General features: G+C 47.6%; 9 protein-coding genes. 1 reads left to right on the forward strand and 8 read right to left on the reverse strand.

What is annotated here, in order from left to right:
* Positions 1–45 precede the first annotated feature (45 nt).
* From BMZ72_RS28425 to BMZ72_RS28450, 6 genes are all read right to left on the reverse strand, one after another.
* Positions 46–723: an outer membrane lipoprotein periplasmic chaperone LolA1 gene (locus tag BMZ72_RS28425; RefSeq protein ID WP_089813464.1), complete on the reverse strand. Its 678-nt coding sequence runs from the start codon at positions 721–723 to the stop codon at positions 46–48.
* Positions 724–815: 92 nt separating this feature from the next.
* On the reverse strand, positions 816–3,461 hold the full coding sequence (locus BMZ72_RS28430) for an FtsK/SpoIIIE family DNA translocase (protein WP_089813466.1): 2,646 nt from the start codon (positions 3,459–3,461) through the stop codon (positions 816–818).
* An 83-nt stretch (positions 3,462–3,544) separates the two neighbouring features.
* Complete coding sequence (locus BMZ72_RS28435) at positions 3,545–4,942, reverse strand: alpha/beta hydrolase family protein (RefSeq protein WP_089813468.1); 1,398 nt, start codon at positions 4,940–4,942, stop codon at positions 3,545–3,547.
* 153 nt (positions 4,943–5,095) lie between these two features.
* On the reverse strand, positions 5,096–5,491 hold the full coding sequence (locus BMZ72_RS28440; RefSeq protein WP_089813470.1) for a DUF423 domain-containing protein: 396 nt from the start codon (positions 5,489–5,491) through the stop codon (positions 5,096–5,098).
* A gap of 363 nt (positions 5,492–5,854) precedes the next feature.
* Positions 5,855–6,367 (reverse strand): shikimate kinase, encoded by a 513-nt coding sequence (locus tag BMZ72_RS28445; RefSeq protein ID WP_089813472.1) that lies wholly within the window; start codon positions 6,365–6,367, stop codon positions 5,855–5,857.
* 18 nt (positions 6,368–6,385) lie between these two features.
* Positions 6,386–7,054, reverse strand: coding sequence for a 4'-phosphopantetheinyl transferase family protein (locus BMZ72_RS28450; RefSeq protein ID WP_089813474.1), 669 nt, complete (start codon positions 7,052–7,054; stop codon positions 6,386–6,388).
* Positions 7,055–7,141: 87 nt separating this feature from the next.
* On the opposite strand from BMZ72_RS28450, the gene dcd reads away from it, so the two are divergent.
* The gene (gene dcd / locus BMZ72_RS28455; RefSeq protein WP_089813476.1) at positions 7,142–7,678 is read left to right on the forward strand and encodes a dCTP deaminase; all 537 of its coding nucleotides are present in this window, start codon (positions 7,142–7,144) and stop codon (positions 7,676–7,678) included.
* Between the two features lie 323 nt (positions 7,679–8,001).
* Here the strand turns inward: dcd and BMZ72_RS28460 are convergent, their stop codons facing one another.
* Together BMZ72_RS28460 and BMZ72_RS28465 are read right to left on the reverse strand one after the other, a co-directional pair.
* Positions 8,002–9,993 (reverse strand): c-type cytochrome, encoded by a 1,992-nt coding sequence (locus tag BMZ72_RS28460; RefSeq protein ID WP_089813478.1) that lies wholly within the window; start codon positions 9,991–9,993, stop codon positions 8,002–8,004.
* Between the two features lie 18 nt (positions 9,994–10,011).
* Positions 10,012–11,460, reverse strand: a complete 1,449-nt coding sequence (locus tag BMZ72_RS28465; RefSeq protein WP_089813480.1) for a 3-keto-disaccharide hydrolase — start codon at positions 11,458–11,460, stop codon at positions 10,012–10,014.
* Between the last annotated feature and the right edge of the window lie 134 nt (positions 11,461–11,594).

The raw sequence follows: 11,594 nt of genomic DNA on the forward strand, positions 1-11,594 counted from the left end.
TAGCCAGGCTTTTCTCGTCTTCGGTCGCGAAGACCCATCAATATTTTAACGGAGGTCAACCACCTCTACACCAGGGTATTTTTTAGGATCGAAGCTAAAGGTAGCATCGGTCACACTTCCGTTTGGTGTGAAGTTAGTGATCTCATATGTATAATGATTGCCGTTTTTCTCGTAAACCTTCATCTTAGCGATGTTCTGGCCTTTCTTATCGATAGAAACCATCACTTTGAAAACGTTCTTTGACTTATCTGTAGGTGTCATTTCGATGTTCTGGAGCACTTTACCTTTCTCGGTAGTTTCTCCATCCAGACGGTACAGATAATCTTTATCGTAGAAATTGGTGAACAGTTTAGCTGGCGACAGGGAGGTGCTATTAGGGTCTACATTGTTGATTGTTACCTCGTTAGCATCTTTTGTGTATGTCCAGGTCGTTTTGTTATCACTGATCAGCTCCTGACCATCCAGGTTCACTTTATATTTGGCTCCTTTCAGGTAAACGGTACCTTTCTTAGAGTCAGTTACACTATTATTAGCGCCTTCTACTTTCAAAACAAAGTTAGCGACTACTGATTTCAACTGGGAAAACTTCTTGCTCACCCCGTCGAGTATTGCTTTTGCTTTAGGATCGTTTTTACCCAGACTACCCACTGGCGTCTTGGTCTGAGCCATGCCATTCACTACAATTCCGCCCGTCAACATGGCCAGTAATAAAATTCTCTTCATTTTTCGTAAGTTTTGTTTCTTGCTGTTAGTTTGACAAATGTTGTGCCGATAGGTTTATTTCTAAAGTTAATATAAAGCCAAAAGTACGACTATCAGCCGAGATCGTTCAGAATCTCCTCTAAATCAGCCTCTGTTTTCACATTCACCTCTCTCGCTTTGCTACCCAGGTTCGGTCCGACGATGCCTGCTGCTTCCAGCTGGTCCATCAGACGGCCTGCACGGTTGTACCCCAGTTTCATACGGCGTTGCAAAAGTGATGTAGACCCCTGCTGGTTCTGAACGATGACACGGGCAGCCTCTTCAAAGAGCGGATCCCTATCCTGCAGACTGATCTCTTTTCCTTCCATATCCTTGTCATCCACATATTCCGGCAGCAGGTAGGCTTCCGGATAGGAACGCTGTTCACCGATATACTCTGCCACTCTTTCCACTTCCGGTGTATCTACAAAGGCACACTGGAGACGTACCAGTTCGCCGTTGAAAGACACCAGCATGTCACCCTGACCGATCAGCTGTTCGGCGCCGCCAGTATCGAGGATGGTACGGGAGTCGATCTTGGAAGATACCTTAAACGCGATACGGGCCGGGAAGTTGGCCTTGATAGTACCGGTGATGATATTTACAGAAGGACGCTGTGTCGCAATGATCAGGTGGATACCTACCGCACGGGCCAGCTGTGCCAGACGGGCGATCGGCATTTCCACCTCTTTACCTGCTGTCATGATCAGATCGGCGAACTCGTCCACCACCAGTACGACAAATGGCAGATAACGGTGTCCACGCTGTGGGTTCAGTCTGCGCTGAACGAATTTATTATTGTATTCCTTGATGTTACGGGTACCTGCTTCTTTCAGGAGGTCGTAACGAAGGTCCATCTCAATACAGAGGGCATTGAGGGTATGGATCACTTTTTTGGTATCTGTAATGATGGCATCCTCTTCACCCGGTAATTTGGCCAGGAAGTGCTTTTCAATCAGTTTGTACAGGGAAAGTTCCACTTTCTTCGGATCGACCAGTACAAACTTCAGCTGGGAAGGATGCTTTTTATAGAGCAGAGACACCAATAATGTATTGATACCCACCGATTTACCCTGACCGGTAGCACCCGCCATGAGCAAGTGCGGCATTTTGGCCAGATCGGCTATAAAGTTCTCATTATCAATCTTTTTACCGATAGCGATCGGCAGGTCCATGGTACTTTGCTGGAACTTCTCGGAAGCGATCAGGTTTCTCAGCGACACCATACTTTTCTTCACGTTAGGCACCTCGATACCAATGGTACCTTTACCCGGGATTGGCGCGATGATGCGGATACCCAGTGCTGACAAGCTGAGGGCGATATCATCTTCCAGGTTTTTGATACGGGAGATACGCACCCCGGCGGCCGGTACGATTTCGTACAGGGTTACGGTCGGCCCTACAGTAGCGCTGATCTTCTGGATAGCGATATCGTAGTTCTTCAGGGTATTGATGATCTGGTCTTTGTTTCTGTCCAGTTCTCCGGCATCCTGTACGATCTTTTCGGTGTTATGGCTATCCAGCAATTCCAGTGTAGGATATTTATAATCGCGCAGATCGAGGGTCGGTTCGTAAGGGTCCAGCTGTACAGGTGGTCTTACAGGCGCCTCTTCTGCTTCATCTTCATTTTCTTCTACAGAAGGTTTGATTTCCCAGGCAACATCTTCTGCATTTGGTTTCTTGTTACGGCGTGCGTTTGTCTGTTCAACCGTTTCTTCGATATACAACAATGGCCCCGGATCTTCTTCCTCTTCCAGTTCCTCTTCGATCTCTTCTTCTTCCACTTCTTCCGGTATATGCGCATGTGCCGGCGGGATCAGGGTGATGGAAGCACTGCCCCGTTCAATGAGCTGCATTTCCGGCAGTTCATCATCTTCATCCGGAGGAGGGATCACTGCTACATTTGACTCCTTCAGTGTATTCGTACGTCTGGTTTCTTTTTCCTTCTCTTTCTCCTTCTCTTTTGCGTTGTTTTTAGCGGCAGCAGCATTATTCGCCATCGGCGTCACCGCTATCACCGCAGGTTCCGGCGTAGCCGTTGGCGCTACAGCAGGCTTAGGTTTTGCTTTTAACTTTTGCTCCAGCCATTTGAAGTCGAGGTTGTATTTCCAGATCAGCCAGGACAGTCCGGCCACCAGTAACAACAAAGCAGCTCCTGCCCTTCCGAGGAAACCGATCATCCAGTGATTGACAGCATCCCCCATCGCGCCTCCCCATGGGAAGTCAGAAAAGGAGGATACGAAAGCGGCGGTCGTGCTGATAAACAGCAGACCGAAAAGAATGTATTTGAGGTTTCGCCACACACGGAATACCCTGCGACCAACTACGAAGTTGACGCCGAGCATGAAGAACAGGTAGCAAAACAGGTAAGATGCGATACCGAAACCTTTGTAGAAGAACCAATGAGAGACGAAGGCCCCTAACCTCCCCAGGAGGTTTTCCACCCTTACGCTATCCAGATCCATCAGCAGGATGCTGGCGGAATAGCGAAATACCTTATCCTGGTCTTCTTCCCAGGTAAAGAGATAAGATGTAAATGCGATAAAACAGTAGAGCGATAACAACAAGCAGATCACCCCTAAAACTTTATGGGTTCTCTCGTCCTTGACTAATTCTTTTACTTTTACCTCTGCTTCTTTGTCCTGCTTTAGTACGTTGGGGTCACTGCTTCGAGGTTTCTTACTCTCCGGTTTTTCTGTTTTCAGTTTATTTTTTGACATACGTTATAGCCGTCCCAAAATTACGGACGCTTAATCATATTTAAGAAATTAATTCTTGGTTAGGAATTAGCATACAGGCGCCGTTAGTACAACAACTGTACCCATCTTGTGATAAACTCCAATACAGCGGGGTTTATTGTCTCGTCCAGGGTGGCATATTCTTCCGTGCTACAGGTGTTACAACGCTGAAACAGGTGATTAAGACCTGCGAATGTGCGTATAGTAACGAATTGATTACCACCTTTTACCAGACCGCTTTCGATGCCTTTCAGGTTGGAGGTTGCTTCATTGAAGATGTCTTCTGAACCGTTAATGGCCAGGACAGGACATTTTATTTTTGAGAGATAAGCAGCGGGATCGTATTGTAAGAGGGACAAAGCTTCCGCTTTTGTGTCCACCGCGTAGGTCGTTTCTATAAAGTGTTGTCTGCCAGAGGTATTGGTACTATCTCCGAAGTGGTTATAGATGGCGGTAAGTTCGGCAAAGGCTTTACGTTGTCTTTCGGCAGGATCATTGGTCAGTGCGAGCACGTTCAGGTAGCGTTGATAACTGCTGACATATCCTTCCACATAAGCTTCTTTTTCACCGTATGCCAGGGCGGTTTGTACAAGGCGGCGGTTATATGCTTCCCGGCCATCCAGCCCCGGAGACGCCATATTGATAATGAACGCGATATTCGAATCTGCTGCGGCAACGATCTGTGCGACAGCGCCACCTTCTGCATAACCGAGTAATCCGATAGCGGCAGTATCAGCAAGTTTGTTCTTACGTAACCAGGAAACGGCAGCTTTTACATCTTCTGCGAAGTTGAAGATACCGGAGGAGTCATAATTGCCGGTGCTTTCTCCTACCCCACGGTCATCGAGACGTAGCGTGGCGATGCCACGTTTTGCCAGGTAGTCTGCCAGTACGGCGAAAGGACGATGGTCCAGCATTTCGTTGTTACGGTTTTGCTGTCCGGCGCCGGAGATCAGAATGATCACCGGGAACGGTCCGTTTACGCCGGGATGGCTGAAGCTACCGGAGAGTAAGACCTTATCCACCGGATCGACGAATTTTACCTCTTCCACATCATAGACGGTATTAACAGAAGGATCCTGGAAACGGGTAACGGTCAGGTCTTTCACATCATCACGGGAGAAGTTGAGGGAGGTTTTATTACCCACCTGTTCGAAGGCGCCTTCAAAGCGGCTTCTGATGGAATTCCAGTTACCGCTGTATTTAAGACTGATCTTATTGATCGTGAAATTCAGGTATCCGTTTTTGTACCAGATGGTGTCCAGTTCGATGCCATCCTTTGCAATGTCGGGGCTTTTCAGCATGCCTTTCAGCTGATAACCGACACCACGCGTCAGCTGTAGCTGCAAACGTTGTTTCTGACCCTGAGGAGTGGTAAAAACGCCGTACCAGTTGCCATTCATGTCCTGTGCTGTCACTGTTCCTGTAATAAAAAGGCAAATGATAATCAGATATCTGAGCATGGTTTGAGCTTTGTGTTTTTGATGATCCGGTATGCAGCAATTATCGTGCTGTCAAGTGTAGAGCGGATGTTAAAATTACAGGGGCTAAGCCTTTGCGGCCAGCCCCTGGATAGTGTCGTTTATGCTGAATATGTGGTGTTGTATCAACGATACTTACTTCTTCAGTAAGGCCAGGATGAGACAAACCCAACCGGCGATAAAGAAGAGTCCACCGATAGGCGTCACAATACCGATCTTGCTGAGACCTACGGTTTCTGTGGCTTTCAGCATGGTCAGGATGTAAAGTGAACCGGAGAACAGTATTACACCGATGAAGAAGCAGCGGCCTGCCCATTCGAGCAAACCTGATGCTGCAGGCGACAGGTGTGCAAAGAGGATACCTACTGCCAGGAGGGCGAAGGTATGATAGAACTGATAAGTAACGCCTGTCTGGAATGTGCCGACTGTTTCCGGTGGTACAAGCTCTTTCAGCTTATGTGCGCCAAAAGCGCCCAATGTTACGGCCAGCGCGCCTAATACCGATGCGATGATGAGAAATCCCTTATGCATTGATAGATTGATGTTTGTTATGTGATAATAGTATTGCCTGGTGTTGTGCCGCTTTTACAATGTTGTTTTCATTGCTGAAAGCAACGCGATATTAGTGCTTTCCGGGCAGGGGGACTATGACATTAGTCAGGATATCCGGTAAGGCTCACTGCAATGGGACTACTAGAAATTACGGTTGTGGTATTTTGAAACTGTATGGTATCCTGTCTTGCCGGTCCCGGCTATACTGTTATGTTACTGCACCCGTTGGTCCGCAGTGATCTGCAACCTTTTCCGTACTTACAAACATAGCTTCAGGAGCGCTACGGATGTGCATAGCAAAGGCTTTGCAGGAAACTGACCAGACCTGGGAACTGCTTTCACTTATGCTTTGATATCAGCAAGTCTTTGTGTGAAAGAGTCGAGGTTGATCGTTTCAGATTCTGCGATGGTGATCTGTGCCTGTTCGTAGAACGGAACACGTTCTGCGAGCTTCTTTTCAACGAAAGCGAGCAGTTCATCATCGTCGAGATCCTGGATCAGGGGACGTTTGGACTTTTTACGTTTGAGGCGGTCCACGATCAGGGATAATTTGGGATTGAGCCAGATGGTTGCGCCGTTGTCGTTCATGATGTCCATATTATCCTGGAAGCAGGGAGCTCCGCCGCCACAGGAAATTACGAAGCTTTCATTGCGGGATAGTTCTTTCAGCCAGTAGTTTTCCTGCTGACGAAAATAGTCTTCTCCTTTAGTCGCAAAGATATCGCTGATGGACATTGCTTCTGATTCGACGATTACATCATCCAGATCATAGAAGGGCAGCGACAGATGTTCTGCCAGCTGTTTTCCCCAGTAAGTTTTGCCGGCGCCCATAAAGCCGAGTAGGAAGATTTTCAAAATACCAGTTTTTAAACATTAATGTCCTGAAGCTGTGTTCTCTGCTATGGTGGGAACTGTGAGATCTTCGACGTCGTTTGTCCAGGTCAGACACAGTTCATTTTCCATCAGATATTGCAAATATAACCGTGCATTTTTATCCGCTTTGTTAAAATTGCACGTTAGAAAGCCCTTTGGCTGAAAAATAAAGGGTGCAAGTTGCATATTTTCTTTAAAATCAACCCCTCCCAGCCCGTACCACTTGTAAACGGCCTCTTTAGCGCTCCAGCAGATCGTCTTATGGGGCAGGGCGTTCACAGGATCAATAAAAGCACGCTCTTCCGGTGACAGGAACTTATGAGAGACTGCTTCTATTTTAGGTTTTACATCTTCAATATCAATCCCTACAGCACCGTTGCTGCTGACGATGGCAGCGATATTATCCCCGCAGTGGGAGATCGAAAAATGCAGGCTGTCGCATTCCAGGTAAGGTTTCCGGCTTTTCATGATCTGTATGTTTGAAAGCGGAAAACCCGGGAATAATTCCTGCAGCAGGTAGCGGCCTGCAAAGTGCTGTAATCGCTTGTGCGGATGATGTATTGCGGAAGAGATATTCACCTTCTCCCGGAAAAAAGCCTCATCCTCTTCTATTCTCCACACCCCCAGCCGGCAGCCGGGGTTTATTTGTATGGTACGTATTAATGGCATATCTTGCCAAATTAATGCAAAAAGCTGAATGCAGAATGCATTAACCTTACAACTCATTAAGACAACAAAACTAATTACACCCGATCTATGATCCTGTCAGACAAAAGGATATTGGAGGAAATTGAAAAAGGCACTATTGTTATTTCGCCTTATGACCGGAAATATCTCGGCACCAACTCTTACGACGTACATCTGGGCAAATACCTGGCAACTTACAAGGACAGAATACTGGATGCCCGCGCACACAACGAGATCGAGCATTTCGAAATACCGGAAGAAGGGTATGTGCTGCAGCCCGGTACGCTTTATCTTGGTGTAACCCTCGAATACACCGAAACTCACGCCCATGTGCCATTCCTGGAGGGTAAATCCAGCACCGGCCGTCTGGGTATCGACATTCACGCTACTGCCGGTAAAGGCGATGTAGGTTTCTGTAACACCTGGACACTGGAAATCTCCTGTGCGCAGCCGGTACGTGTGTATGCGGGTATGCCGATCGGACAGCTGATCTATTTTGTGGTGGAAGGCGATGTGGAAACGCTCTACAACAAGAAAGGCAACGCCAAATATAATGGCCGCACGATCAAGCCGGTGGAGAGTATGATGTGGAAGAATCAGTTCTAAGACTATACTGTTAATATAGTATCAGAAAATAATGGTAAAAGGCCTCACGGAGCATCCGTGAGGCCTTTTATTTTTTATTCTATTAACTGAATAACAATCACTTACGAATCAAGTCTATATCCCCGGAAGTGGTTTCATACTTCATACACGACGCATACAGGGCGTATACACGACGCATACATGCTTCATCTCTGCCGGAACACCCTTTGCCCACTAATACTTTATTATCCCCCTGGAAATGTAAAAGGGCCGTACGCTGAATGCGACGGCCCTTTTAAAGGTTAAATTACCCGGCGCTTGCAACCGGAGTATAGTCCCCCTGATTATTTCAATGAATTGATCCAGGCAGCGATCTTCAGACCATCGGCACGAGGTACCTGTGGCATTGGCGGCATTTCAGTCGCGTAATCAGGCCAGTTCTGTGGCTTAGGATTAGCGAGCAGTTTCAGGATCTGTTCACCAGTATATTTACGTTTCGCTACATCTACGAAAGCCGGGCCTACCTGGCGTTTGTTTGCAGTATGACAAGCCACGCAGGTATATTTGGCCAGCAGTGGTTTCACTTCATCGTAAGTAGGCACTTTGGCAACAGCAGGAGCGGCAGCAGCAGCTGTTTTTGCAGCAGCGGTCGTTCCTTTAGCAGCATCTTTTGCAGTTGCTTTTGCTTTTTCAGCGGCAGCAGCAGCCTGTACTTTCGCAGAGTTGAAAGTACTTGCCTGACTTAAAGGCAGTTTGTCACCGTCAGGGAAGTTGTGGATAGTATAGTAACCGGTTGGGTGAACCAGTGAATAAGAATTGTCTTTTTCACGTACACCTTCCAGGGTGATATTATGCACATAATCCTTACGCAGGCTATCTACAATGATCCTTGCTTTCAATCCGTCTTCAGATACTTTCACACCTTTTACCGGACATTTAGCAATATTCACCATAGGGCTACCGTAAACGGAGTGGTATTTATAAGTGAAGCTTTCTACGGAGTAAGAAGCCAGGTCTTCTGCTGATTTCTTATTTACCGGTAAGGTAAACTCGATCTCAAAACCGTCCGGCATTGCCTTGATCGTTTTCATTTCGAAAGGCATTTTCTCGTTCCATACCAGGCGTTGCAGACCTTCGTTTGCTTCACCGGCAGAACCCCAGCCACGGTTGGTTTCACCTACGAATAAAGTAGAACCGTCTTTAGACCATGCCATACGCAGTACACCAGACTGGAAACCGTTACGCAGATCGAAAGATACACCCTGGTATTCACCTTTTACTTTTTCCATCACGACGCGCATGATCTTACTCTGACCCTGATCGCCTACCAGTAACTGGCCAGCGAAAGGACCGAAAGAACCTTCAGGGATCTGTACGATCTCAGAGTTAGAGATACCCTGGATACCGTGAGGCAGTACTACTGCCGGCAGACGCAGTTCAGGGATATTCTTTTTCACATCCATCAGTGTTACGAATGGAGCGGTTGTGCTGTTTTCAGGTTTGGTATAGTTACCGTTTGCGTCTTTCGGACGACCTTCATCTACAAAAGAGTAGAATTTCTCAGCAGTCAGCTTCACCGGAGAGTTAGGCTGATTTGTCCAGCGTAAACCAGCAGGGTGACCGATGAAATCACCTTGTTTTACCTGCCATACACCACCGGAACCGAACCAGTCACCCTGGTTATCGGTATAGAACAATTCACCATTGATCATACCCAGACCACAAGGAGAACGGAAACCTGTTGCATATGGTTCCATATGACCATCAGGGAAGATGTGCATCATCCAGCCTCTCCATGGAACGCGGCTTTCACCTCTCCACCATTCCTGGTTACCGAAAGCTACGTTTCCGGATACGAAGAAGGAGCCATCAGGCGCCAGTTTCGGACCAAAGCTGTACTCATGGTAGTGACCAGACAGCGGCCATGCGAATACTGTTTCGTATACATCTGCTTTACCATCCATGTTGGTATCTTCCAGTTTGGTCAGTTCACCACGCTGTGCGCAGTAAAAAGCACCATCTTTCCATACCAGACCGAGGATCTCGTGCAGACCGGTGGCAAACTTACGGAAGTAAGGTTTGCGGCTGGTCGGATTTTCCACGATATATACCTCACCACGGCGGGTAGATACACCTAAGTTACCGTTAGGTAATACAGTCAGACCGCCTACTTCCAGCAGGGTACCTTCCGGAGAAGAAACCTTCAGGATCTTATAAAAGTCTTCTTCTTTAGGCGTTTCCTGGGCACGTACCCCGGAAGTAACACCCGTCGCCGCAGCTATCAGCAGCGAATACAGGGTGGTCTTTTTTATGATTGCCTTATAAATGTTTTTCATTGTAATAGTCGAAAGGAATTAGAAAAGGATGGAATAACTCAGTTTACTGCGAACAGGGATGATGAGTTCTTTTACGCCTGCACCGTCACGGATCACAGGTTTCTCACCACCTGCATCTTCGAGTTGCAGGTAATACGATTTACCATCTATTACATACAAATCTTTGGAAGGATTTTCTATCGCAGCACCTTCCGCCAGTTTAGCGTACAGTCCTTCAACAGGAGCAGCTACTGACAGTTCACGGTGAATACCACGTCCTTCGCTTACTACACGTACCACATCAGATACGGAAGTACCGTATACCTGGTAGCGGAAAGTAGGCAGATCATTCTCATCCAGGACATATCCTTTAGGACGGAAACCGGAACCGGTGGTATCGGTCGTCCAGGCAGCCTGCGGAGAAGCGAGTTTACCCAGTGTGAAGTAAGATTTACCCAGGAACTGTACGGCGCCACGCGGACGGGAGCAGCCATTACCTCTTTCATGCCACATTGGGGTAGCATCGAGGAATTCGCCACGCCATACCTGCGCGATCATACCTTTATCCAGGTCGTAAGTGTAATGTACTTTTTCAGGAGAGCCTACAGAGATCGCGTGAACGACACGGTAGTTATCTTTTACATCCATGAAGCTGCGCAGTAAAGTGTTTACTGGTGCATCTACCAGGATAGGGTCTACCCCTCTGTCTCTTTCATTAGACGGACGGGAAACGTCTGGTTTATTGATAACGATATTGCGGAAAGCAACAGCGCCATGATCGCCCTGGAGGCGTAAAGGACCAGTCGCTTTTTCATCGCCACCACCGATAGCGCCACGGGTTGGGCCCATCAGTTCTACGTTCTCCTGGATGGTCACACCATTCAGTTCTACCAGCAGCATACGCGCATTCGCGATCTTTTTGCCGGCAGCATCAAAACGGGGAGCAATAAAGGAGATCTTAATGTGCTGCCATGTACCTGGCGCTTTGCTGGCATTTACGCGGGGCGCATGGCCATCGTATCCCTGCAGACCATTCGGACGGCTATCGTCCCAACGTTCGTAGATACCACCATTGTCGCCTGCTTTAGGGGCTTTGGTACCCCAGCTGTCCAGCAGCTGGATCTCGTACCTGCCCTGCAGATAAATACCAGAGTTTGAACCGGGCGCCATCATGTAGTCCAGTTCAATATCTGCATCGCCAAATTCGGCGCTGGAGAAAAGGTCTTTTCCCGGACGTTTTTTATCCGGCATGTTGAATAATACTCCTGTACCAGCTACAGCGTCCAGTACGTGCGGATTGTCCAGTTTTGCGGAGGCATCACTGGTGATACTCCAGCTCTGGCCGGGCTCGCGGAAAGCGGATAGGTCCTGCAATGGCAGTTTGCCTGTCTGCGCAGCAGCAGAATGGGCTACAGTCATACCCACACCACAGAGACACAGGATGCCCATCAGAGACCGGCTTGCATGATTCTTCGATCTAAGTAACATAACGTTATAATAAATTAAGTCAAAAGAGGAAATAATAGAATGTTGAGACCTTTTGACGAGGCGCTAATATAGAGATAGTTTATCGCGAACACAAACCAAATGCTAAGAAAATGGGATGAACGGAAATATTTTAT

The organism is Chitinophaga sp. YR627, from assembly GCF_900114995.1.
GTDB lineage: Bacteria > Bacteroidota > Bacteroidia > Chitinophagales > Chitinophagaceae > Chitinophaga.